Annotated in this window: 18 protein-coding genes, 1 tRNA gene and 1 other RNA gene; 17 read left to right on the forward strand and 3 right to left on the reverse strand. The window is 32.8% G+C overall.

Features of this window, described 5'->3' with window-relative positions; translation table 11 throughout:
* Window positions 1–2 precede the first annotated feature (2 nt).
* The 3 genes from tkt (at window position 3) to CONE_RS00660 (ending at window position 4,329) form a co-directional block, all read left to right on the forward strand.
* On the forward strand, window positions 3–2,057 hold the full coding sequence (gene tkt / locus CONE_RS00650; protein WP_015396837.1) for a transketolase: 2,055 nt from the start codon (window positions 3–5) through the stop codon (window positions 2,055–2,057).
* A 2-nt stretch (window positions 2,058–2,059) separates the two neighbouring features.
* Complete coding sequence (gene gap, locus CONE_RS00655) at window positions 2,060–3,070, forward strand: type I glyceraldehyde-3-phosphate dehydrogenase (protein WP_015396838.1); 1,011 nt, start codon at window positions 2,060–2,062, stop codon at window positions 3,068–3,070.
* Between the two features lie 71 nt (window positions 3,071–3,141).
* On the forward strand, window positions 3,142–4,329 hold the full coding sequence (locus CONE_RS00660) for a phosphoglycerate kinase (RefSeq protein WP_015396839.1): 1,188 nt from the start codon (window positions 3,142–3,144) through the stop codon (window positions 4,327–4,329).
* A 7-nt stretch (window positions 4,330–4,336) separates the two neighbouring features.
* Here CONE_RS00660 and CONE_RS00665 read toward each other — a convergent pair whose 3' ends face one another.
* Window positions 4,337–5,800: an inorganic phosphate transporter gene (locus CONE_RS00665; RefSeq protein ID WP_015396840.1), complete on the reverse strand. Its 1,464-nt coding sequence runs from the start codon at window positions 5,798–5,800 to the stop codon at window positions 4,337–4,339.
* Window positions 5,801–6,138: 338 nt separating this feature from the next.
* On the opposite strand from CONE_RS00665, the gene fba reads away from it, so the two are divergent.
* Genes fba through xerD form a run of 6 tightly spaced genes read left to right on the forward strand, consistent with a single transcriptional unit; the run spans window position 6,139 to window position 11,765 of the window.
* Window positions 6,139–7,203 carry a class II fructose-bisphosphate aldolase gene (gene fba, locus CONE_RS00670; RefSeq protein WP_015396841.1) on the forward strand — a complete coding sequence of 355 codons (1,065 nt, stop codon included), beginning with the start codon at window positions 6,139–6,141 and terminating at the stop codon, window positions 7,201–7,203.
* Between the two features lie 22 nt (window positions 7,204–7,225).
* On the forward strand, window positions 7,226–8,101 hold the full coding sequence (locus CONE_RS00675) for a phosphoribosylaminoimidazolesuccinocarboxamide synthase (RefSeq protein ID WP_015396842.1): 876 nt from the start codon (window positions 7,226–7,228) through the stop codon (window positions 8,099–8,101).
* 25 nt (window positions 8,102–8,126) lie between these two features.
* On the forward strand, window positions 8,127–8,618 hold the full coding sequence (gene purE, locus CONE_RS00680; RefSeq protein ID WP_015396843.1) for a 5-(carboxyamino)imidazole ribonucleotide mutase: 492 nt from the start codon (window positions 8,127–8,129) through the stop codon (window positions 8,616–8,618).
* 17 nt (window positions 8,619–8,635) lie between these two features.
* Window positions 8,636–9,823: a 5-(carboxyamino)imidazole ribonucleotide synthase gene (locus tag CONE_RS00685; RefSeq protein WP_015396844.1), complete on the forward strand. Its 1,188-nt coding sequence runs from the start codon at window positions 8,636–8,638 to the stop codon at window positions 9,821–9,823.
* A 28-nt stretch (window positions 9,824–9,851) separates the two neighbouring features.
* On the forward strand, window positions 9,852–10,853 hold the full coding sequence (locus tag CONE_RS00690; RefSeq protein WP_015396845.1) for an L-threonylcarbamoyladenylate synthase: 1,002 nt from the start codon (window positions 9,852–9,854) through the stop codon (window positions 10,851–10,853).
* 12 nt (window positions 10,854–10,865) lie between these two features.
* Window positions 10,866–11,765, forward strand: a complete 900-nt coding sequence (xerD, locus tag CONE_RS00695; RefSeq protein ID WP_015396846.1) for a site-specific tyrosine recombinase XerD — start codon at window positions 10,866–10,868, stop codon at window positions 11,763–11,765.
* A gap of 33 nt (window positions 11,766–11,798) precedes the next feature.
* Here the strand turns inward: xerD and CONE_RS00700 are convergent.
* Window positions 11,799–11,873: transfer RNA gene (locus CONE_RS00700), tRNA-Arg, on the reverse strand.
* 38 nt (window positions 11,874–11,911) lie between these two features.
* Between CONE_RS00700 and CONE_RS00705 the strand changes: the two genes are divergently transcribed.
* The 6 genes from CONE_RS00705 (at window position 11,912) to recR (ending at window position 20,826) form a co-directional block, all read left to right on the forward strand.
* Entirely contained in the window at window positions 11,912–14,542 is a 2,631-nt protein-coding gene (locus CONE_RS00705; protein ID WP_015396847.1) for a PD-(D/E)XK nuclease family protein, read from the forward strand.
* Between the two features lie 13 nt (window positions 14,543–14,555).
* Window positions 14,556–17,897, forward strand: coding sequence for a UvrD-helicase domain-containing protein (locus tag CONE_RS00710; protein ID WP_015396848.1), 3,342 nt, complete (start codon window positions 14,556–14,558; stop codon window positions 17,895–17,897).
* 68 nt (window positions 17,898–17,965) lie between these two features.
* Window positions 17,966–18,064, forward strand: an RNA gene (gene ffs / locus CONE_RS03770) — signal recognition particle sRNA small type.
* A 76-nt stretch (window positions 18,065–18,140) separates the two neighbouring features.
* Window positions 18,141–19,844, forward strand: a complete 1,704-nt coding sequence (gene dnaX, locus CONE_RS00715) for a DNA polymerase III subunit gamma/tau (protein WP_015396849.1) — start codon at window positions 18,141–18,143, stop codon at window positions 19,842–19,844.
* Window positions 19,845–19,875: 31 nt separating this feature from the next.
* Window positions 19,876–20,199 carry a YbaB/EbfC family nucleoid-associated protein gene (locus CONE_RS00720; protein ID WP_015396850.1) on the forward strand — a complete coding sequence of 108 codons (324 nt, stop codon included), beginning with the start codon at window positions 19,876–19,878 and terminating at the stop codon, window positions 20,197–20,199.
* Between the two features lie 12 nt (window positions 20,200–20,211).
* The gene (gene recR, locus CONE_RS00725; protein ID WP_015396851.1) at window positions 20,212–20,826 is read left to right on the forward strand and encodes a recombination mediator RecR; all 615 of its coding nucleotides are present in this window, start codon (window positions 20,212–20,214) and stop codon (window positions 20,824–20,826) included.
* A gap of 73 nt (window positions 20,827–20,899) precedes the next feature.
* Here the strand turns inward: recR and tal are convergent, their stop codons facing one another.
* Window positions 20,900–21,853, reverse strand: coding sequence for a transaldolase (gene tal / locus CONE_RS00730; RefSeq protein ID WP_015396852.1), 954 nt, complete (start codon window positions 21,851–21,853; stop codon window positions 20,900–20,902).
* Window positions 21,854–21,993: 140 nt separating this feature from the next.
* Here tal and carA point away from each other — a divergent pair, with 140 nt between their 5' ends.
* Window positions 21,994–23,145 (forward strand): glutamine-hydrolyzing carbamoyl-phosphate synthase small subunit, encoded by a 1,152-nt coding sequence (carA, locus tag CONE_RS00735; RefSeq protein WP_015396853.1) that lies wholly within the window; start codon window positions 21,994–21,996, stop codon window positions 23,143–23,145.
* Between the two features lie 10 nt (window positions 23,146–23,155).
* Window positions 23,156–26,395 carry a carbamoyl-phosphate synthase large subunit gene (carB, locus tag CONE_RS00740; RefSeq protein WP_015396854.1) on the forward strand — a complete coding sequence of 1,080 codons (3,240 nt, stop codon included), beginning with the start codon at window positions 23,156–23,158 and terminating at the stop codon, window positions 26,393–26,395.
* The last annotated feature ends 163 nt before the right edge of the window (window positions 26,396–26,558 follow it).

Below are 26,558 nucleotides of genomic sequence, written 5' to 3' on the forward strand. Positions count from 1 at the left end.
ACATGAGTAATATGACAGACACACCTAAATATTTTTTAGCAGATTCTATACGTGTTTTATCTATGGATTCTGTGCAGCAAGCAAATTCAGGTCATCCTGGAGCCCCGATGGGAATGGCAGAAATTGCACAAGCATTGTGGAAAAATAACTTGCGACATAATCCTTCTGATCCTAATTGGATAAATAGAGATCGTTTTGTTTTATCCAATGGACACGGTTCTATGCTTTTATACTCGTTGTTACATTTGACTGGTTATGATCTCTCTATAGATGACCTGAAGAATTTCCGACAATTACATTCAAAAACTCCTGGTCATCCTGAAGTTGGCATCACTCCAGGAGTTGAGACTACAACTGGCCCTCTTGGACAAGGGTTAGCTAATGCAGTAGGTATGGCGTTGGCAGAGTCTCTATTATCTTTGGAGTTTAATAGACCAGGGTTTGATATTATAGATCATGGAACTTACGCTATAGTTGGTGATGGTTGTTTGATGGAAGGAATATCTCATGAAGTATGTTCTCTGGCTGGAACGTTAAAATTATCTAAGTTGGTAGTATTGTATGATGACAATGGTATTTCTATAGATGGCCATGTAAAAAACTGGTTTGGTGATGATACGGCAATGCGTTTTCGTGGTTATAATTGGAATGTAATTGAAGGAGTAGATGGTCATAATGTAACTGCTGTTGATGCAGCCATAAAACTAGCTAGATCTCAAGATGAGAAACCAACTTTGATAATTTGTCGAACTATAATAGGAAAAGGGTCTCCAAACATGGCTGGGACTCATAGTGTTCATGGTTCTCCTTTAGGCAAGGATGAAGTAGCGTCTACGCGTGAAAATCTTGGTTGGAAATATGATAAGTTTTTTATTCCAGAAGAGATATATAGAGAATGGAGTGCTAAAGAAACAGGTGCTAAACTTCAATCCTTATGGCAATCTAAATTTAGTGCTTATAGTGAAAAATATCCTGAATTATCTTCTGATCTTGTCCGCAGAATGAATGGAGAACTACCAAACCAATTTGATGAGTTCTCTAATAAAATCATTAATTTGACAGTTGATAAAGCTGAGACCTTAGCTACAAGAAAAGCTTCTCAGTTAGTTATTACTGAGCTTGTTTCAGAAATGCCTGAATTACTAGGTGGATCAGCTGATTTAACTGGATCAAATTTTACTGACTGGAAAAACTCTGTTTCTGTTAGAGCTGCTAAAAAAGGAATTGATTTTGGTAGATATATAAACTATGGTGTGCGGGAATTCGGTATGGCCGCAATAATGAATGGAATATCATTACATGGTGGTTATTTGCCATTCGGAGGTACTTTTCTAACTTTTTCTGATTATTCACGCAATGCCATTAGAATGGCAGCCTTAATGAAAAAAAAGGTTGTACATATATTTACTCATGACTCAATAGGGTTGGGCGAAGATGGGCCAACACATCAGTCAATAGAACATGCTGCTAGCTTGCGTCTTATTCCTAATTTATCTGTATGGAGACCTTGTGATACTTTAGAGACTGTTGTAGCTTGGTTATATGCAGTTGGTAGAGAATCTAATGTTGAAATGAAAATTAATGATGATGGCCCAACCGCTTTATTACTTTCTAGGCAAAATTTGCCTTTTGTTAAACGTGACAAAGATACTATTGATTCAATAAGTAAAGGTGGATATATCTTAAAAGAAAAAAGTAATCCAGTAGCAGTGATTATTGCTACTGGATCTGAAGTTTCTATTGCTTTAGATGCTCAAAACAAGTTGAGTGAAGAAGGCATAATGGTTAGAGTAGTTTCCATGCCAAGCACTGATGTTTTTGATAAACAAGATATTAATTGGAAAAATAAAGTTTTACCTATCAATTTGCCTCGTATAGCTATAGAAGCAGGTGTTACATCTGGTTGGTATAAGTATGTTGGTATAGATGGAATAGTGTTAGGCATAGACCGTTACGGTGAGTCAGCTCCTGCTGGTTGTTTATTCAAGTTTTTTGGTTTAACCGTTGATATAGCTGCAGATGCTGTAAGAAAGATTTTACTAAATAAAGGGATGTAATTATGGCAATAAGAGTTGCAATTAATGGATATGGTCGTATAGGGCGTAATATTCTGCGAGCTCATTATGAATATGGCAAAAAAAATAATATAGAAATAGTTGCTATAAATGATATGGGTGGTTCAGAAACAAATGCTCATTTAACTCGTTTTGATACTGTTCATGGCAAATTCAATGGTTCAATATTAGTAGAAAAAGATTGTATGATTGTTAATGGCGATAGAATAAAAATGCTAGCTAATCGCAATCCTGAAGAACTGCCTTGGAAATCACTTAATGTTGATGTTGTTTTGGAATGTACTGGAGTCTTTACATCTAAAGAAAAGTCTCTTTCTCATATTAGGAGTGGAGCTAAGAAAGTTATAATATCAGCTCCTGGTGGAGAAGATGTTGATGCAACAGTGGTATTTGGAGTAAATGATAGCATACTCAAATCATCACATACTGTTATCTCCAATGCTTCTTGCACAACCAATTGTTTAGTCCCTATTGTTAAACCTTTAAATGATATTGTTGGAATAGAAAGCGGTCTTATGACCACTATTCATTCTTATACAAATGATCAAGTTCTTACAGATGTCTCTCACAAAGATTTAAGAAGAGCGAGGTCTGCTACCATGAGCATGATTCCAACAAAAACTGGAGCTGCTGCCGCTGTTGGTTTGGTTCTGCCCGAGTTAAAAGGTAAGCTAGATGGTTGTTCTATAAGAGTTCCTACTATTAATGTATCATTAGTAGATTTATCTTTTATTTCCAAAAAAGAAACCTCTGTTAAAGAAATAAATGAAATCTTAAAAGATGCATCTGAAGGGACTTTAAAAGGGATTTTAGATTTCAGTTCTGACTATCTTGTTTCTGTTGATTATAATCATAGTACTGCATCCAGCACATTCGACTCTACTCTAACTAAGGTATCTGGAAGACTTGTGAAAGTGTTTTCTTGGTATGATAATGAGTGGGGGTTTTCTAATCGCATGTTAGATACTACTGTTGCTCTTATGTCGGCTAAGTAGTTAATACTGTATATGCAATAAACATTTTGGATGTCAATTTGTTTATTGTATTGATATATGTAGAGGTTTCAATGAGTGTTAAAACTTTGAGCGATTTATCCATATCGGGTAAATTGTTTGGTAAGAGAGTTTTTATAAGAGCAGATTTGAATGTTCCGTTTGATAATTTAGGTAACATTGCAGAAGACACTCGTATTAGATCTTCTGTGCCTGGAATCAGGCTGGCTTTGGATGGAGGTGCTGCAGTAATGGTAACATCTCATCTAGGACGTCCTGAAGAAGGTGTGTTAAAGGAATCAGATTCTTTAGCAAAAGTTGCACAAAGATTATCAGAAATTTTGGGTATGCAAGTTGAGCTTATTAAGGATTGGGTTAATGGTGTTAGTATAGACCCAGGTCAGGTTGTATTATTAGAGAATTGTAGAGTAAATATCGGAGAAAAGAATAATGATGATTCTTTATCTCGCAAGATGGCTTCTTTATGTGATGTTTATGTTAATGATGCATTCGGTACAGCACATCGCGCGGAGGCTACTACTTCCGGCATAACCAAATATGCTGCTATAGCATGTGCTGGTCCTTTATTAGAAGCTGAGTTAACAGCTCTTAACCGCGTATTCTCTTCTCCAAAGAGACCTTTGGTTGCTATTGTTGGAGGATCCAAGGTTTCTTCAAAATTATCAGTATTAAAATTTTTATCTGATAAGGTTGATTACTTGATAGTAGGTGGAGGCATTGCTAACACTTTTATGCTAGCCTCAGGACTTTCTATCGGTAAATCTTTGGTAGAGCATGATCAATTGGAAAATGCTCTCTTCATTATTAATAATATGAAGAACCGTGGAGCTGCTGTTCCTATTCCGATAGATGTTGTTTGTGCTAAATCTTTTATTTTCAGTGCAGAAGCTGTTTTAAAGTCCTCTAAAGAAATATTAGCGGAAGATATTATAATGGATGTTGGTCCTGAAACTTCAAAAATATTTGGTAAAATCTTAGATTTAGCTGGGACAATTGTTTGGAATGGTCCAGTTGGTGTTTTTGAATTTGATCAATTCGCCAGTGGAACATCATTTATTGCAGAAAATATAGCTAAATCGAAAGGTTTTTCTGTTGCTGGTGGTGGTGATACTATTGCAGCCATTGCTAAATATGGGATAGAAGATAAAATAGGGTATATATCTACTGGTGGCGGAGCTTTTCTTGAGTTTTTAGAAGGCAAAACTTTGCCTGCTGTTCAAGCTTTGGAATCTCGAGCTTAGTATTAGATTATTCTAAGATAAATATACCTATAGCAAATAGGGATGCAGATAATGATATTGCTGCCGGAAGAGTTAATATCCATGCTAGTAATATATGGCGAATAGTGTTTCTCTGTAGGCTTACTTTATTAGCAACTACTGTTCCGGCAACTCCAGAAGATAGTACATGTGTTGTAGATACTGGTAGATTGAATAAATTTGCAATACCTATAGAAAACACAGCTGTGACTTGAGCTGCAGTTCCTTGAGCATAAGTCATTCCCTGTGTGCCTATTTTTTCACCTACAGTTGTAACAACTCGTTTCCAGCCTATCATAGTCCCAAATCCTAGAGCTGTAGCTACAGCAACTATTACCCATAATGGCGCATATTCCACAGTAGAGGTGATATCTGCTCTAAGTCTTTCTAGATCATATATGTTTGGGGTAGTTAAGTTTTGTGTTTTTACAACGTTCTTAGCTATATCATCTAAACAAAGTAAATTTTTTCTAGTATTTATCCTTTGTTTTATAGACAAGTCTTCGTATTTTGATACATTTTTTAATGTAGATTCTATTGTATTAATAGTGGATAGTGTCATTTTTGGGCTACAACTTAGATCTTTAGATATAATCTGATCACCCATGTTCAAGTATTCAATTATATTTTCTTGATTCCTATTATAAAAGTCTTTTAGATGCAGGACAGCATTTCTAGTACAATCTATTTGGTACGATGTGCTTTGTAGATTTAACACGTACTGAGCTGGTGATATTCCTATTAATATAAGCATTACTAATCCAATGCCTTTTTGTCCATCATTTGAACCATGAACAAAGCTAACACCCATTGCTGAAATTACAAGAACAAGTCTATTCCAGAAAGGAGGATGTTTTTTTGCCTCTAAAAATCTGCGTTGTTTTGGTGTGTAATGCATGTTTGATTTTGGCCATATGTTTTTCAATATTATAAATAGCCATCCAGCCAGAGCGAATCCTATTACTGGAGAAATTATCATTGATAAGCCAATATCTATAGCTTTACTCCAATTTATACTTTCTGCCATTGGTGTATTTGTTAACCAAGAATTAGTTAGCCCTACACCTAAAATTGATCCAATTAAGGTATGTGAACTGGATGCAGGTATTCCAAAGAACCAAGTTCCTAGATTCCATATTATGGCAGCTGATATCATGGAAAATATCATTATAAGCCCGCGAGAACTATTCACATTTATAATTAATTCTATAGGCAAAAGGTGCACTATAGCATATGCTATTCCAACTCCACCCATAAGCACACCTAAGAAATTAAATATGCCGGAAAAGATAACCGCTATATGTGGAGGCATTGCTTTAGTGTATATTACAGTAGCAACTGCATTAGCTGTGTCATGAAATCCATTTATAAATTCATAGACAAGGACAAAAGCCAGAGCCATAATTAGGCCAAAACAAACCCACACGCTTAAACCAGAAAATATACTTATCATAAAAGTCAATTTTAAATCAAAATAGTAATTTTGTTATTTATATAAATAAGGCAAAATGCTATAGATCAGATTTTAAAAGAATGTAAAAATGCTTAATTAAAAGTTCTTGGATCAATATGGGTGTAAGTATGGATCAAAATATTTATTTTTTAAAGTAGTAAATAATTAATTTAGAATAAAATTATCAAATAATGGAAGAATCATACATAACGTATCTATTTATTTTTGCTAATGATTTAACAATTACAATCTATATATGATGACTTATATATTATTATAATAATGTTGTAAATCCATTTCCAATTTTGATATTAACTCAGTTTCAGGAGAATTATCTCATGTCTTTAGTATCTATGCGTCAATTGCTTGATCATGCAGCTGAAAATGATTATGGAATTCCAGCTTTTAACGTTAATAATCTTGAGCAGGTCCAAGCTATAATGGAAGCTGCTGATGAAACCAACAGTCCAGTTATTATGCAAGCTTCAGCAGGCGCTCGTAAATATGCAGGGGAAACTTTTTTAAAAAATCTTATACAAGCAGCAGTTGATGCTTATCCACATATACCAGTAGTTATGCATCAAGATCATGGGCAATCACCATCAATTTGTAAAAGTGCTATAAATTTAGGTTTTTCCAGCGTAATGATGGATGGATCTCTCAAGGAGGATGGGAAAACAGTATCTGACTATGAATATAATCGATGCGTAACTAAAAAAGTAGTAGATATGGCTCATAAGTTTGGAGTTACTGTTGAAGGAGAACTTGGCTGCTTAGGATCACTAGAAACTCTTGAAGGAGATAAAGAAGACGGACATGGTGCAGACGGCAAGCTTACTTTGGAACAACTACTAACAAATTCAGAACAAGCTGCTGATTTTGTTAAATACACTCAAATTGATGCTCTTGCTATAGCTATAGGAACGAGCCATGGGGCCTATAAATTCACACGTAAGCCTACTGGAGATATTTTATCTATCGATCGTATTAAAGAGATTCATTCTAGATTGCCTAATACACATTTAGTTATGCATGGTAGTTCAAGTGTGCCTCAAGAACTTTTATCGGAAATCCGTAAATTTGGTGGAAGCATGAAGGAAACATACGGAGTTCCTGTAGAGGAAATTAAGGAGGCTATAAAACATGGTGTAAGAAAAATAAACATAGACACAGATATTCGTTTGGCCATGACATCAGCTATACGTAAGTTTTTTTACGAAAATCCAGATAGATTTGATCCTAGAGAATATTTAATAAATGCAAGAGCAGCAGCGAAAAGTATTTGTGTGGATAGATACATAGAGTTTGGTTCTTCTGGTAATGCTGGTAAAATTAAGCCGATTAGTCTAAACAATATGTCAGAATTATATAGTTCAGGAAGACTTACTCAACAAATTAAGTAATATTTTTATAGAGGTAACATTTATGAACGTTTTATATGAATCTAATATAAGATCACTGCCGTTAATATCTAGAGGTAAAGTTAGAGATATATATTCTGTAGATGAAAGCAAGCTTTTAATAGTTACAACTGATAGAGTATCAGCTTTCGACGTAATTCTTAAAGATCCTATTCCTGGCAAAGGTATAGTGCTAAATAAAATGACAGAATTTTGGTTAGATAAATTTTCTAGTGTTTTGCCTAACCATTCAACTGGGATAAAACCAGAAGATATAGTATTAGATGATGAAATAGATCAGGTAAAAGATAGGGCTGTAGTAGTTAAACGACTTAGACCGATTATGGTAGAAGCAGTAGCAAGAGGTTATTTAATTGGATCAGGGTGGCTTGAATATCAAAAAAGTGGTTCTATATGCGGAGTTAAATTACCTAAGAATTTATCGAAAGCAAGCAAATTGGATTCTGCAATATTTACTCCTGCTGCTAAAGCTGAAGTCGGTATGCATGATGAAAACGTTGAATTTGATTACGTAGTACAACTAGTTGGTTCTCAGTTAGCTAAACGTGTTAGGGATATTACGGTTGAGCTATATAGCAAGGCTTCGAAGTTTGCATTAGATAAAGGTATAATAATAGCTGATACTAAGTTTGAATTTGGCCTTGATAGTCATGGTGACCTTAATTTGATGGACGAAGTATTAACTCCAGACTCTTCTCGTTTTTGGCCAGTTAGTGATTATCGAGTTGGTATCAGTCCTCCTTCTTTCGATAAACAGTTTATAAGGGATTGGTTAGAATCTCAAGATTGGAACAAAAAGTCTCCTGCTCCTAATTTGCCAATTGATGTAATAAGAAAAACTTCTGATAAATATCATGAAGTTTTAAAACGTTTTTTATAGTGATTTTTTGTATTGAGGTTTAATTATGAACTATAGTTCACAACCTGTGGTTGGAGTTATTATGGGATCATCAAGTGATTGGAGTGTAATGAGTCATGCTGCTTCAATTTTAGAAAGTTTTGAAGTTCCTTTTGAATCGAAAGTTATTTCAGCACATAGGATGCCGGAAGAAATGTTTAATTATGCTAAAGAGGCCCATAAAAAAGGTCTTAAAGCTATAATTGCTGGTGCTGGTGGGGCTGCTCATTTACCGGGAATGATTGCAGCATTAACAGAAATACCAGTTTTTGGAGTGCCTGTACCTTCAAAATATTTATCCGGTGAAGATTCTTTATTATCTATAGTTCAAATGCCTAAAGGTGTTCCTGTAGCGACATTTGCAATAGGGGAGGCTGGAGCTGCAAATGCAGCATTACATGTATTAGCTAATATGGCATTATTTGATAATGAATTACGGAATAAGCTATTATCTTTTAGAGAATCTCAATCAGACAAAGCACGTAATATGAAATTATAATTTCTTAGGAATACATAATGAATTCATTTAAATCTAATTTTTATGTTTCTCCTGGTAATTACCTTGGGTTATTAGGTGGTGGGCAATTAGGGAGAATGTTTTGCCATTCTGCACAAAGTTTAGGTTATAAAGTCATGGTGCTTGATCCAGATCCAGAGTGTCCTTCTGGAATGGTTGCTGATTGTCATATAGTAGCTTCTTATAATGACTGCAATGCTTTAGAGAAATTATCTAAATTTTGTAAATCGGTTACTATAGAGTTTGAGAACGTACCATGTAGTAGTTTGGAAATTTTATCAGCAGAAGGTTGTATAGTTAATCCATCACCATATGCTGTTTCTATAGCGCAAAACAGAATCAAAGAAAAAAAGTTCATTCAATCTCATGGTGTAGACGTAGCACCTTATAAGTCAATATATAGCGAAAAAGACATAACAGAAAATAGTGAGTATCTATTACCTGGTATAGTTAAAGTATCGGAAATGGGATACGATGGCAAAGGTCAAGCGAGTGTTTCTTCCTTGGAAGAGTTAAGAGAAGCTTATTATAAATTTGGTGAAGTCCCATGTGTTTTAGAGAAATGTCTTTCAATAAATTATGAAGCATCAGTGGTTTTGGCTCGTGATTTTAGCGGCAATTCAGTTTTTTTTCCTATAAGTACTAATATTCATAATAAAGGCATACTATCAAGCACATTTGTGGAAAAAAATATTGATTCTTTTAGTGAGAGTCACGAAAAAGAGCAAATGATTATTAAAGCAAAGAAAATTGCTGAATCTTTGAATTACCATGGTGTACTATGTGTAGAGTTTTTTGTATTAAACAATAATACTATTGTTGTCAATGAAATTGCTCCTAGACCTCATAACAGTGGTCATTATACCATCGATGCTTGTGTTGAGAGTCAATTCGATCAACAGGTTAGAGTTATGGCTGGACTTCCTCTAGGAAGCACAGAATTGCTAACGTCTGCTCTTATGCTAAACATACTAGGAGATAGTTGGTTTGATTCAAATTCTGGGATTCTTAGAGATCCAGATTGGTATGATGTTTTGTCTTTATCAGGGTTAAAACTACACCTTTATGGGAAAAAAGAAGCTCGTCCTTTACGCAAAATGGGTCACTTGACAATTTTGGGTGATAATATGAGAGTTTTAAAAGATAAGGCAAAGATTGTTGCTGAAAAATTGAACTTGTCTTTTTAGTAATTATTTAAAATCAGAGGGTTTTTGATTGAGATATTGTAATATCGTGGAAGCGGCTGACAGTTTAGTTAAAGGTGGAGTAGTTGCTTTTCCTACTGAAACGGTTTATGGCCTTGGGGCTGATGCTGATAATTATCAAGCTATTAGTAAAGTATATTCTATTAAGAATCGCCCATTAAATCATCCAGTTATTGTTCATTTATTAGATGGAGCTGATATTTTATACTGGGCTGAGTCTATACCTATAGAGGCTTACTTGTTGATTGAAAATTTCTGGCCTGGTCCTTTGACAATATTGCTTAAAAAATCTAAAAATATTATTGATTTAGTTAGCGGTGGTCAAAATACAATTGGATTAAGGTGTCCATCACATTCGGTTGCTCAAGAGCTTCTGAGGGAATTTGTTAGTTTAAAACCATTTAAGTGTGGTGGATTAATAGCTCCCTCTGCTAATAAATTTGGAAAAGTGTCACCTACAAATGCTAGCCATGTTTCTGATGAATTTTCAAGTGATGTTTGTTCTGATATTATGATTTTAGATGGTGGAAAATCTATGATAGGTATTGAATCGACCATTATAGATCTTTCTTGTATAGTTAATAAAGGAAGTCAACCAGCTTTATTAAGGCCAGGATTCATTAAAGCATCACAGATAGAAGAAATATTAGGACGCAAGGTTTCTTTTCCTACAGATCATTCTCCAGTTGTTCCTGGTTCATTGAAAGCACACTATTCTACTAATACTCCATTAGAAATAATTAAGAAAGATATAGATCTTATTGATTTAAATCTCTTGAATAAAAAAATTGCAATATTATCTTGTGATTCCCCACCTATAACTTTGCCTAGCAATTTTATTTGGTTTAATATGTCTGACGACCATGTTTTATATGCTAGCAAACTATACTCTAAGTTGAGAGAGATAGACACATCTAACTTTGATAGAATTTTCGTATATAACCTACCAGATAGTTCAGAGTGGGATGCAATAAAGGATAGGCTTTATAGAGCTGCGGCAGCTTTTATTTAATAATGGTTTTCTATGTCTTTGATTTCTAAGTTAATAATAGATTCTTTTATAGATAGTATTTGGATGGAAGAAGGACTTTCTAAAAATACATTATCCTCATATAGAGGTGATTTAGAGTGTTTTGCTTTATGGATAGAAGGTTTGTACAAGAAAGATATTCTAAAAAATATTATTAATGAAGATATATACAAATGGTTTTCAGAGAATTTTTTTGCTATAAAATCGACAACATCTAACAGACGTTTGGCATCATTAAAAAAATTCTATGCATGGGCATTACGTGAAAAATTAATAAAATATAATCCTTGCTTATTAATAAAAACTTCTAAGCAAGATAAAAATGTGCCGAAAACATTATCTGAAATTCAGGTTGAAGAGCTACTTAAAGCTCCAAATACTGATACTGAGATTGGGTTACGTGACCGCGCTATGTTAGAAACAATGTATTCCACTGGTTTGCGAGTATCAGAATTAGTACATTTGAAAACAAATGATGTCAACTTGTCTGATGGATTTATTCATATTGTAATGGGTAAAGGTGGGAAAGATAGACTTGTTCCATTGGGAGAAGAATCTATATACTGGATAGAACGTTACATATCAAATATTAGAGAGACTTTAACCCCTTTGAACAAAAAAGCCTTATTTATTACAAATAGACTAGAAGCTATGACAAGACAAGCTTTTTGGCAGATAGTGAAAAAATATGCGATTATAGCTAAGATAGATGTACACTTATCACCACATGTTTTAAGACATGCATTCGCTACTCATCTATTAAACCATGGTGCCGACCTAAGAGTTGTTCAGATGTTGTTGGGCCATTCTAATATATCTACTACTCAAATTTATACACATATTGCCAACGAAAGGCTAAGGAAATTGCACTATACACATCACCCTCGCAATTAATTTTGGATGATGATATTACTATTAGCTTAATGATGGCCTCGCTGGGTGGAATTGAACCACCAACTGACCCTTAGGAGGGGTCTATTATATCCGTTTAACTACAGCGAGATTACTGGTTTAAAATAAGTTGATAATTATAATCAAAAATGTACATAGAAGCGTTAAATCTTTGTGAAATAAATTTAGAATCAGTTTGTTCTATGACACCTAGCAAGAGTTTATTATTAACTGCAAATAAACGTCAAGCAAATCAGTTAATGAAACATGCATCTGACTATTTATGTTCCACTAAAGAAACAAAAGAGTTTATACAAATTATTTCTATAGATGACTGGATGATCAATCTTTTTGAGAATTTATCATTTTCAAATCATATAAAATTTCCTAGTTTTTTCTTAAGTGAACCTTGCGTACAAGTTTTATGGCATAACATTTTAAAAAAAGATAGAAAAAAAGATAGTTGCATACTAAATAATAAAAAGACGTCAATTTTAGCATTAGATGCCTATAAGTTAATAAATAATTGGGAAATTAAAATTCCTGAAGACTTTGATGATATAGAAAATAACGGATTTGCTTATTGGAAAAAATATTATGAAAAAGAGATTAGAAAAATAAATGCTATAGATATTAATGGTATTTATTCGGTTATTATAAAAAATATAGATAAAAATAAAATCACTTTGCCAGAAAATATAGTTTTGTCTGGATTCGTAGAAAATTATCCGAAGCTCAATAATCTTTTTAAACTAATAATATCTAAAAACATAAAACTTTATATATTATCTAATAAGGTTTGCAAATTATCATTTAATAAATATTTAAATTGCAATAATTTAATAGAAGAATGGAAATCAGCAGCAAATTGGATTGCTAATTCATTTATAAAAAATCCTTCAGGAAATTATGCCATAGCTGTATATAACTTAGATAAACAAGCAGATATAGCTTATCGTATTCTTGATCAAGTATTGCGCTGTTATAGAGATGAGTTTTCTATAACTTTTAGTATTTCATGTGAAAAATCTATGGGTCATATCCCTATAATTCGTTCTGCATTTTATTGGTTAAGAATTTTAATTAGCTTGTCAGTCAATAGGAAATGCGATATTAAAAATTTTGGAAAAGCTATTCTATCTAGCAGATCTTTTATGGGAAATAGATTTTTTGAGCCTTATTCTGTCTTAGACCTGAAATTAAGAGATAAAATAGGAATTTATATTGATATTATAGAGATATCAGAATTGTTAATAGATTATGACTTAGGAATGGATTTTTTTAATGCTTTATCTGTTTGGCCAAAAGGAAATAATATATTAACAATCAAAAAATGGATACCGATAATAAGAAAATCACTTTTTTTTATATGTTTTTCTAGATATAAATTTTCAGATATTATTGTTTGCAAGATGATAGAATTTTTTAATAAGATACTGAATGAATTTAATATTCTTTCTTCATTTTTTGGTAATATTTCAGCAGACAGAGCTATAAATTTATTTGAGCATTTTGTAGAATCTCATGAGTTTTATCAAGATGAAAATAAACATAAAAACATAGAGGTATTGAATTTACAAGATGTAATTTTAAGAAATTGGGATGCTGTGTGGATAATAGATTTTAATGATGGAATTTTGCAAAATCCAATTTACTCAAACCCATTTTTACCAAAAAATATTTTGCATAAATTTTCAATAACCTATTCTAAATATAAACATGAATCAGATTGGTTTCGTTATTTATATAAATCCTTAAACCAATGTGCTAAGGAATTAGTTGTTAGTTATTCTAATAACAATAATGGAGAGTTTGTAAAACCTTCTACATTTATTGACGATAGTTACCGAATTTTTATTAATGTTAATAATTATTATTCATTAGATAAAAAAATTACTATGGAGCATATTGATGATTCAAGAGGACCTAAATTACTTCCAACTGAGTCTGTTATTAAGGGTGCTAATGTTTTAGAACTACAGTCTCGTAATCCACTATGGGCTTTCGCTAAATATAGATTAGGAGTAATTGGTTTAGAGCCATACTATAAAGATAAAAGTATGTCATATAGAAGAGGTAAATTTATTCATAGGGTGCTAGAATTATTTTGGCTTGATGTTCAATGTTACAGTGAATTGATAAATTTATCTGATATTGAAATAGAGTCTTTATTGCTTCAATATATTGAAAATGCTCTGTCTGTTGATTTTTACTTTGATCAGAATTTTATAAAACAGCTAGAATCAGAAAGAGCTTTGAAGTTATTGACTAATTGGATTAGTATGGAGAAGAATCGGTTGCCATTTTTATCTCATGACTTAGAGTCTAGATTTTCTTGGAAATATAGATCCTTATTATTTAATCTTCGCTCAGACAGAATAGATTTAATAGAAAATAAAGCAATAATTATAGATTATAAGACTGGAAGCAGAATATTTAATATTGATTTAGATTGGCATAGACAAAGACCTATAAATTTACAAATGTTACTATACTATATGGCCTTTTTACAGAAAAATAATTTTGATGTCATATCATTGATAGTAGTTTTACTGAAACCTAAGGGTATCGTAATAAATGGAATTTCTAGCGAAGATATTGGTTTGTCAGGAGTTAAAATTTGTAATGATTTGAACAGTAGTCTTAATGATCTTTCTAATAAAGTATTAATGTTGGCAGATGAATATATTGAAGGTGTATCTAATAATTTTATAGTTAAAAAAGATGACTTAAAGTTTTGTGACATAATGTCTTTCTTAAGAATAAATTTTAATAAATAGAAGTGTCATTTTTATGCAAAGCTGCTGTTATTTAGATGATGGTGATCTGAGAGAGAGAGCGTTAGATCCAAAAGAATCATTTATAATTCAAGCTCCAGCAGGTTCTGGAAAGACTGAACTTTTAACTAATAGAATTTTATCTTTACTTATTACTGTGTCGAATCCTGAAGAAATCTTGGCTATTACTTTTACAAAAAAAGCTGTTTCAGAGATGCGTAACCGAGTTATAGAGAAATTAAAGCTTGGGTTAGGTAATATACCAAGTGATTTGTCCGATATAACATCTTGGAAATTATCGAAGTTAGTACTAGAAAGAGATTCTTTGATGGGTTGGGATCTTATAAAAAATCCAGATAGAATAAATATTAAAACTTTTGATTCATTATGTTTTAACTTGATATCTAATTTTCATTGGTTATCAGGGATTGGTCGCGTGCCGAGTATAGCTAAGGATGATAGAAAACATTTTAAAGCTGCAGCATTTTCTACAATAAATTCGGCAGATGATTATCCATATGTTCGTTCTTTAATTTCTCATTTAGATATTAATATACAATATGTAGAGACGTGCATAGCTGATATGCTGGCTAGACGTGATCAATGGTTGCCTATATTAAAATATTGTTCTAGTAGGGATTTATTACAGAAAGAGTTACATTCTATTATTGAGAGAGATATAAAAAAGTTGTTGTCATTAATGCCTGCAAATTGGATTGAGGATTTACAACAGACTATAAGAATAGCTTCTAGAATTATATGCGAAGATAACGACAGTAGTATACTAGTCAATCTTTTAGACTTGGATTGTTGTTTTGAACCAAATATAAGTAATCTAAAAAAAATAAAAGCATTAGCTTCAATATTCCTTACTTCTAAAAATGAATTAAGAAATCCAAAGGGATTAAATAAAAAAATAGGTTTTCCAGCCGGAAGTGCTCATAGAAAGATTTTTTCTGAATGGTTAATGGCTGTTAAGGATAACAATCTTTGGATACCTTATTTAGCAATGTTGCGCTATGCTCCATATTTTATTACTGAGAACCAGTGGATTCTTTTATCTGATCAATTAAAAGTACTTTCGTTATCTGTTAATAATCTTTTATTACAGTTTGATCAACAGGAAGAACTGGATTTCATAGAGATTTCTCAAAGATCGGTTTCTATTTTAGGCAACAAAGATTTTCTTTTGGAAATAGCTTCAAAAATATCTCATATTTTAGTAGATGAATTTCAAGATACTAATAATGTACATTTTAAGTTACTAGAGACTATAACATCAGGTTGGTTGCAAAATTGCGGTAAATCTATTTTTATAGTAGGTGATCCTATGCAATCCATATATAGATTTAGAGGCGCTGATGTAGGGTTATTTCTAAATGTTGTTGAGAATGGTATTGGTAAAATAAAATTATTTTTTTTAAGATTAGTTAGTAATTTTCGTTCACAATTAAATTTAGTCAATTGGATTAACAGTGTTTTTGAGAGTTTGTTTCCGGCTAATAATGATAAGAATATTGGAGCCGTGTCTTATAATCACTCTGTTCCTATTAATCAAAAATTAGATGGTAAAGCGGTCTCCTTCCACCCTTTATTTAGCAAAAATGTTCTTGAGGATGATACGTTAGAGAAATTTTCTTTACAGGTAATTAGGAAAATTCTAGAAAACTCTCCAGATAATCATCCAGAATCTACAGCAATATTGGTAAATTCACGTAATAATTTAGGCAATATTATAAAAGTCTTATCTAAAAATAATATACCCTTTCGTGCTATTGAAATAACATCATTATCAGAAAAACCAATGATATCTGATTTGATCCAAATATTAAGAGCTCTAATTCATCCAGGAGATAGATTAGCCTGGTTTTCGGTGTTGCGATCACCTTTTTGTGGATTAAAATTGGATACTTTACACAAAATATTTGGATCTGATCATAAAACACCTGTTCCAGTTATTTTGAGGAAAATGCTAGATTCTTACTATTCTCGCATAGAGTCTTCTGATGGCTTTGTAAGATTTATGATAGAAAAAAATGCTCAAGAAATATTGCCCATATCAGAATACAATCGTTTGTTACGTGTAGCTCATGTTTTATTACATAGCGAGTATTCTGGTTTATTCCCTTTTTCATCTTGGATTAGATACTTATGGGATCTTCTTGAAGGATCTAGTGTTTATAATGATCCAGATGTTGAAAATGATATAGAGAATGTTTTTTGTTTAATAGATAGAATTTATGCTAATGGGAATATTGATGTTGATATTCTTGAGTATGAGATATCTAAATTATTTATCACATCAGACCATGTTAATTTAGATAAACCTTTTATAGAGATAATGACTATACATAAGGCCAAGGGATTACAGTTTGATAATGTCATTTTATATGGAACACATCACTCATCTAGTAGGAATCATGAATCTATTATGAGATTCGAAAATAGTTTAGGAAATGCTTTGTTTGCTCCAATAAAATCTAAAGTAGATGATGATTTTGATCCTATAACAAAATATATTCAGTATAAGGATAAATTAAGGGATGATTATGAGCTAGATAGGTTAATATACGTTGCCGTTACTAGAGCTAAAAAAAGGATACATATAATTTCACCTGTGTTTTTGAAAGAAGAAAAAGTTATTACCCCGCCTTCAGATAGTTTATTAATTAGATTATGGTATCATTTAGATTATTTTCCTTCATTTACATCAGATGTTATAGATAATTTTGAATCTAAACATAAAGAACATGATGTTAATCATAGTCTAATTAGTAGAATTGTTTGCGATGATGTTTTAAACATCGAAGAGTTAATAGTTGATAAGCCTAAATGGAATTGTTTCTGGGAGCTCGATTATAATCATAAGTCTGTTATAGATATATTAATAATTGATTGGCTTACTCAAATAGGAAAAACAGGCATTGATAATTACTCAAAAGAATTTTATAGGTACATTCCTGTTATAAAAAAGCAATTACTTAGAAAAAGTTTTTTTTGTGATAGCATCGAGAGTGCAGCTATTTTTATAGCAAATGTTATAGAAAATTTCTTAAAAGATGATATAGGACTATGGATACTATCTTATAAAAAATCTTATAGAGATGCAACTTTTATTGATAAGGAAGGTAACTTTTTTAAAGCAGATGTTATTTTGGATTTGAACAATAAATGGTTGCTAATAGACTACAATTTATCTACGATTAATAAAGGGGAGAGCATCGAAGATTTTTTAAATAGAATGAAAACTGATTTTGGTTATAAATTAAGTAAATATTGTAACAATAATTTAATTGATAAAAAACCTTTAAATGCTGCACTTTGCTTTCCCATTTATAAATTACTAATAAATATTTGATAAATATATTGTAAGCGCTGTGATTAATTACTAGCATATAATGCCTATACTCTGATAGAATCATTTAAGGCGGGTAGGCCTTTACATGATGATGTGATAAATCTGGTCAGGTTGGGAACAAAGCAGCCATATTCATTTGATTCAGTGTTTAGGATTTGCCCGCCATGTGTTATTTTTTTATATTTATAAGAAACTATTAAATTAATAGTTAACATAAGTTATTTTTTTTAGTTGTTCTATTATATGAATTGTTTGGCCTTAGCTAGAAAATGGCGTCCTACGAATTTTCATGATGTTTTGGGACAAGAGCACGTTGTTAATACCTTAGTTAATTCTTTAGACACAAAGCGGTTACATCATGCATGGTTATTCTCTGGTACAAGGGGTGTAGGTAAAACTACTTTAGCCAGAATATTGGCAAAATCATTAAATTGTGAAAAAGGCATCACTTCTAAGCCATGTGGTATTTGTGTTTCTTGCATAGGAATTGACGAGGGTAATTCAGTAGACTATCTTGAGATGGACGCCGCATCTAATAGAGGGGTAGAGGATATGGCAATTTTATTAGATAAGGTTACCTATTCTCCAGTTTTAGGAAGATATAAAGTTTATCTAATAGACGAGGTCCATATGCTTACTGGACATGCCTTCAATTCAATGTTAAAGACTCTGGAAGACCCACCTAATCATGTTAAATTTATTTTAGCTACTACTGATCCTCAAAAGATACCTATCACAATAATTTCTCGTTGTATGCATTTCAATTTAAGACCAATGTCTACAAAAGTAATATCTGATTTGCTTGAAAAAATATTGACTAAGGAATCAGTAAGTTACGATATTTCTGCATTATCAATAATCTCTAGGTTTGCTAAAGGATCAATGCGCGATGCACTATCTTTAACAGATCAGGCTATATCTTATAGTGACGGATACATTACAGATCGTTCTTTAATGTCTATATTAGGGATAGTTGGAAAAAATCACTTGGTCAGGATATTTGACGCTTTGATAACTTGTAACTCATTAGATATTATAAAAATATCTAATGAGTTACAAGTATCTGGTTTGTCTTATGAGAATGTTTTGTCTGAATTTGCTCTTATGCTATCTCAATTAATGATAATAAAAGAGGCTCCTTCATTAAATGATGATAACCTCTTTTTTTATATGCCTCAAATTAAGGAAATAGTTAAAAAGGTTCCTTTTGATTTAATATCTTTGTTGTATTCAGTAACTTTAAATAGTATTTCTGAATTAGACAAAACCCCTGATAGCTATTATGGATTTATAGTTGTTTTATTTAGACTTATATCACTAATTAAAAGCTCTGATATCAATATAGTAGGTGATAACATATTAGAAAATTTTGGCAATAATGTGTACGAAACTTGCTTAGATGTTAAAAATTGTTCAGATGTATATAATGACAATAAGCTACATAATAATTCTGCCTTAAATGCCACTAGCATTGTTAAAGAAGGTAGCATATCGAATATTAGTAAAAAATTAGTGTTAGAGCAAGTTAAGAATAATGACATGGATTCTATCAAGCTTTTAGAATGCATGTCTATTCATACTTGGGGTGATTTTGTTAACAAGTTGCCAGTATCTGGTCTTGCTGGAGAATTAGCTCGTCACAGTGAATGGATTGATTTTGATGGAAGTTCGATTTTTATTAAAGTGTCATCAAAAGCTTTGTTTGGTTATTCCACAAAAATGCGTCTTAAAACTATACTATGTGAGTATTTAGGTACGGTTGTTGATTTGGTAGTAACACTAGATGTTACTGGTGACAAAACAGCACATGCTATTTCTCAGATGGAAGAAGAGTCTAAAAAATCCAAATTAAAGGAAGCTATTAATGATAATAAATTTATTAAGAATATAAATAATCTTTTGGATGGCGTGGTTATGGAAGACACTATATGCTCTATAAATCATTAGTTTCTTTAATTTAATAAGGTGTTTTATTTTTATGAAAAATCAAATTGCTGGTTTAATGCGTCAAGCGCAGCAAGTGCAAGAAAATATGAAAAAAATCCAAGAAACATTAGCTGATATTCAAGTTGAAGGATCTTCTGGTGGTGGATTAGTAATTGTTACTGTGACCTGTCGACATGATGTCAAGAGTATTAAGATAGACGACAGTTTATTGTCTGATGATAAAGATATGTTGGAAGATTTGGTTGTCGCCGCTTTCAATGATGCTTTAAGAAAAATAGATGCTGTTTCTAAAGAAAAGGTATCAAATGCAACATCGGGATTTCCTCTTCCTGATGGAATGAAATTTCCTTTTTAAATTTATTTAAATATGGACAAAAACTATCGTTTTGAGCCAGAGCTATTAGTTGATTTGATAAATTCATTAAAACGTTTACCAGGTATAGGAGTTAGATCCGCTCGTAGGATTGCATATCATTTGTTACAACATGATTTAAAAGGGGCTAGTCTTTTAAGCAATTCTTTAATTAAGGCTGTGGAGAGTTTACGTAATTGTAAAGGCTGTAATGGATTCACTGAATACGATTTGTGTTACATATGCTCAAATCAACTTCGTGATAAAAAATTGCTATGTATTGTCGAAACTCCCACTGATCAGAATTCTTTAGAATCAAGTCATGGATACAAGGGATTATACTATATCTTAATGGGCAGGGTTTCTCCATTAGAAGGCATAGGCCCAAAAGAGTTAAATTTTCATCTAGTTTTGGACCGAGCAAAAGACGGAGTTGTTGAAGAGGTTATTATAGCAACAAGTTTTACGGCTGAAGGTGAAACAACAGCTCAGTTCTTAATAACCATGCTTTCTGAGCATGGTATAAAAACTACGAGATTGGCTAGAGGTGTTCCAGCTGGTAGTGAGTTGGAATATATAGATGCGGGTACAATAGCTTGGGCTCTTGTGGACAGAAGGCAAGTTAGTTGAAATAATTAATAACAAAACAAGTATTTATCGGTACATGCTATCACTATAACACTTGTTTTGTTTCTTAATTTTACTAAATCATCTTTGTTATTATCTTATCTAACTTTATTGAATCTAAAATAAATAGGCGTATGCCCTCAGATAGTTTCTCACTAGCCATAGCATCGTCATTTAACATGTACCTGAATTCGTGCTCTGATAAATTTTTTGCATAATCATGTTCTTCTATATAATTATTATTAATTACTAAATTAACTGGAGCTTCTCCTTCTTTTTCATTGAGCAATTTTAGAAGATCCGGACTGATTGTAAGCAAATCACATCCAGATAAAGATATTATTTGTCCTATGTTTCTAAAACTTGCTCCCATAATCTCTGTTTTTATGCCAAATGATTTATAGTAATTAAAAATTTTAGTTACTGACTGTACACCTGGGTCATTTTTATTAGACTTTTCTGATTCTTTCCAATTAGCATCATTTTTTTTATGCCAATCATAAATTCGACCAACAAATGGGGAAATTAGTGTTACATTAGCCTGAGCACAAGCTATTGCCTGTGCCATTGAAAATAATAAAGTTAGATTGCAGCGAATTCCTTCTAATTCTAGTATCTTTGCTGCTTGAATTCCCTCCCAAGTTGAGGCTATCTTTATTAAAATCCTTTCCCTTGATATGCCTGATGATTCGTATAATTTGATTAAAAATCTTGCTTTCTCTATTGTTGCTATTGTATTAAAAGATAGTCTAGCGTCTACTTCGGTAGAAACTCTACCAGGTACGATTTTTAGTATTTCTTTTCCAAAGGCAACAGTTACTAGATCAGATATTGTTGATATGTTTTCGTTTTTGTTATTTTTTAATATATTTTGCAAAATATGATGATATTCTTCTTTTTGAGCTGCTTTCAGTATCAAAGAAGGGTTTGTTGTTGCTTCTTTAGGTCTTAATGATTTTATATTGGTAAAGTCTCCAGAATCAGCAACTATAATGGTGTGTTTTTTTATTGAATTAAGATAAGAGCTCATAATTTTATTGATAAATAATGGTGTTTATATAAAAAATATAATAATATATTGGTATGAAAGTATTTTAAAGCACTGTACATATGATTTCAATGTACAGCAGTAATGGTTGATTGTCGACACTAAAAATAACAGGACTTATCGTGCTGTCTCAAATTTTTCAAAATACAAAAAAATTATCTCCGGCAGTATTAGCTTTATCTTGTGGAAAGGTATTCAAAGGCAGATCCATAGGAGCTCCAGGTTATGCTGTTGCCGAAATAGTGTTTAACACATCTATGACTGGATATCAGGAGATTATGACTGACGCTAGTTATAGCGGTCAAATAGTTACTCTCACATATCCTCATATAGGAAATACAGGCGTTAATGACGAAGATGTGGAATCCAGTCGTATAAATATTTCAGGGCTGGTTATTCGTAATTGCACTAATAGAATGTCTAATTTTAGGGCTACTCAGTCTCTTCCTGATTATTTGATTAAAAATGGAGTGGTAGCGATTTCCGATATAGATACAAGAATGCTTACCAGAATTATTAGGGAAAGTGGTTCTCAAGGCGCTTGTATAATGGTTGGTGAAGATGAAAATCATGCGTTGAAATTAGCTAGGGATTTTTCTGGGATGTCAGGTAAAGACTTGGCAAAAGATGTCACTATAGATAAATCTGTAAATTGGGATGAAGGATCATGGTCATTAGGTGAAGGGTTCTCTAAGGGCAATGAATTGAGGTTTCATGTAGTTGCATATGATTTTGGAATAAAAACTAATATATTGCGCTTATTAGTAGATAGAGGATGCCGTGTCACAGTAGTTCCAGCAGAAACTCCTGCTGTTGATGTGATGAAGTTAAAACCTAGTGGTATTTTCCTATCTAATGGACCAGGAGATCCTGAGCCTTGTACTTATGCTATTGAAACTGCTAGGTTTTTCCTGCAAAAAAAGATTCCTTTATTTGGAATATGTTTAGGTCATCAAATAATGGGATTAGCTATTGGAGCTAAGACTATGAAGATGAAAACAGGTCACCATGGTGCTAATCACCCTGTTCAAGATTTGCAAAATAAGAGAGTTTTTATTACTAGTCAAAATCATGGTTTTGCAGTTGATCCAATGACATTACCTGATAATGCCTACGTTACTCATGTATCTCTATTCGATGGCTCATTACAGGGCTTTGCTATGTCAGATCGTCCTGCTTTTTGCTTTCAGGGTCATCCTGAAGCTAGTCCTGGACCAGTAGATATCGCAATTTTGTTTGATAAGTTTATTAGCCTTATGGGCTCAGGAAAATAAGGGTTGCATAATGCCAAAGCGTACAGATATAAAAAGTATTCTAATTATTGGAGCAGGTCCTATTATTATAGGACAAGCATGCGAGTTTGATTATTCTGGAGCACAAGCTTGTAAAGCTCTTAAGTCTGAAGGATATCGTACTATTTTAGTGAATAGTAATCCTGCTACTATAATGACAGACCCAGAGACTGCTGATGTTACTTATATAGAGCCAATAATTTGGCAAGCAGTTGAAAAGATCATTGAAAAAGAAAAGCCAGATGCTTTGTTACCTACCATGGGTGGTCAAACAGCTTTAAATTGTGCTTTAGATTTAGTTCAACATGGTGTATTAGATAAGCATAATATTGAGCTTATTGGTGCAAATGCCCATGCTATTGAAAAAGCAGAAGATCGTCAGAAATTCAAACAAGCAATGACTGATATAGGTCTTGATTCTGCTAAATCTGGACTAGCTCATAGTATGGAAGAAGCTTGGAGTGTTCAAAAAGATATTGCTTCTTACAATGAATCTTTTGGATTTCCTGTTGTTATTCGTCCTAGTTTTACTATGGGTGGATCTGGTGGTGGTATAGCTTATAACTCTGATGAGTTTGAAGATATATGTAAACGTGGCTTAGAAGCATCTCCTACTAGTGAATTATTAATTGAGGAATCATTATTAGGGTGGAAAGAGTTTGAAATGGAAGTTATTCGCGATAAAGCTGATAATTGCATAATCGTTTGTTCCATAGAAAATCTAGATCCAATGGGTGTACATACAGGAGATTCAATTACTGTAGCCCCTGCTCAAACATTAACAGATAAAGAGTATCAAATAATGCGTAATGCTTCTATTGCAGTGTTACGTGAGATAGGAGTTGATACTGGAGGCTCTAATGTTCAATTTGCAGTTAACCCTGATAATGGAAGAATGGTCGTAATTGAGATGAATCCTCGCGTTTCTAGATCTTCAGCTCTAGCATCTAAAGCGACTGGTTTCCCAATTGCTAAAGTTGCTGCACTGCTTGCCGTAGGATTCACACTTGATGAATTGAAAAATGATATTACTGGAAAATTAACTCCAGCATCATTTGAACCGTCTATTGATTATGTAGTAACTAAAGTTCCTCGTTTTGCTTTTGAAAAATTTCCAACAGCTGATTCTCGTTTAACTACTCAGATGAAATCTGTTGGTGAAGTTATGGCAATAGGCAGGACATTCCAAGAGTCATTTCAGAAAGCACTGCGTGGATTAGAAGTTGGTGTTGACGGATTAAATCAAAAAACATTAGATAGAGAGACTTTACAAGTAGAATTAGGTGCACCAGGTCCAGAAAGAATATGGTACGTTGGAGATGCCTTTGCTAAAAAGTTTACTATTGATGAAGTTCATGCAATAACAAAAATAGATGTTTGGTTTTTATCTCAGATAAAAGAGATAGTTGATATTGAATTAGCTCTTGAGAAAAAAACTCTTTCTGATATTGATTATAATACTTTATTAGAGCTAAAACGTCATGGTTTCTCAGATGCTAGATTGGCATTTTTATTAGACTCTTCAGAGCTCGAAGTTCGTAAATTGCGTCATAGCCTTAATATTAGACCTGTTTATAAACGTGTTGATACTTGTGCTGCAGAATTTCCTACTAATACAGCTTATATGTACTCAACATATGAGGAAGAGTGTGAATCTAATCCTTCTAATAAAAAGAAAATTATCATACTTGGTGGTGGCCCTAATAGGATAGGTCAAGGTATAGAGTTTGATTATTGTTGTGTTCATGCTTCCATAGCTCTTAGAGAGCATGGTTATGAAACTATAATGATCAATTGTAATCCAGAAACGGTTTCTACTGATTATGATACATCAGATAGACTATACTTCGAACCATTGACATTAGAAGATGTATTAGAGATAGTCCATAAAGAGAATCCTGTAGGTACGATTGTGCAGTATGGAGGACAGACACCATTAAAACTAGCACGAGCTTTAGAAGCTAATGGAGTTCCAATAATAGGTACTAGTCCCGAAAGTATAGATATAGCAGAAGATCGTGAGCGTTTTCAGAAATTGTTAGCTAAAATTGGTTTGCGCCAACCATCTAACCGTACAGCCCGTACAGAGTTAGAAGCTTTATCCTTGGCTTCTGAGATTGGTTATCCTTTAGTAGTCCGTCCTAGTTATGTGCTTGGTGGTAGGGCTATGGAGATCGTTCATGAGCAAAAAGATCTTGAAAGATACATGAGAGAGGCTGTAAAAGTTAGTAATGACTCTCCAGTTTTATTAGACAGTTTTTTAAATAATGCTACTGAGATTGATGTAGACTGCTTATCTGACGGAGAAGATGTTTTTGTTGGTGGAGTAATGGAACACATAGAGCAAGCTGGTGTCCATTCCGGAGATTCTGCCTGTAGCATACCACCTTACTCTCTTTCTGCAAATATAGTCGATGAGATAAAACGTCAGACTAGGTTGATTGCTAAGTCCTTAAACGTCAGAGGTCTTATGAACACTCAATTTGCAGTTCAAGATGGCGATATTTACGTATTAGAGGTTAATCCTAGAGCTTCCCGTACAATACCTTATGTTTCAAAAGCTACTGGACTGCAGTTAGCGAAAATAGCAGCATTAGTTATGTCTGGCTTGAATTTATCATCTCAAAATATTACTGAAGATGTTAAATCATCTTATTTTTTCGTTAAAGAAGCTGTTTTCCCTTTTATTAAATTTCCTGGAGTAGATACTATACTTGGTCCAGAAATGAAGTCTACTGGCGAAGTTATGGGTATTGGTAAAACTTTTGCTGAGGCATTTGTTAAAGCTCAGTTAGGTGCTGGTGTCAATTTGCCTGAAACTGGAACGGTTTTTATTAGCGTAAAGGATCAAGATAAATTGTCAGCAATAGAAGTAGCAAAAGGATTACAATCACTAGGATTTCATTTGGTTGCGACTAGAGGTACTGCCGCCAAACTTATTTCTGCAGGGGTTAAGGTTAGAAAAGTAAATAAAGTTAATGAGGGCCGTCCTCACATAGTTGATATGATGCGTAATGGTGAAATAGCTTTAGTTATTAATACAGTGGAAGAAAGAAGGAATGCAATAGTAGATTCTAAAACTATTAGAGTACAGGCTTTAGCCAATCGTGTAGTATGTTTCACTACTATAGCAGGTGCTAGAGCTGCTGTTGACGGAATGCAGTATTTGCGTAACAAAGAAGGACTAAAAGTTTATTCACTACAAGATATACATACTTCTCTAAGTAAATAGATTTATAATTTATTTATATGTTGGTTACAGTTTTTTCAAGCTTGCAATTATTTTCTAGATTGTAGATAATTGTAAACTACTATACCCCGACTCATAAAGTCGGGGTTTTGTTTTATCGATCAATATGTAAATGTTGGTAAATATTTATTTTATTATAATTACT

The organism is Candidatus Kinetoplastibacterium oncopeltii TCC290E (assembly GCF_000340865.1).
Lineage (GTDB): Bacteria > Pseudomonadota > Gammaproteobacteria > Burkholderiales > Burkholderiaceae_B > Kinetoplastidibacterium > Kinetoplastidibacterium stringomonadis.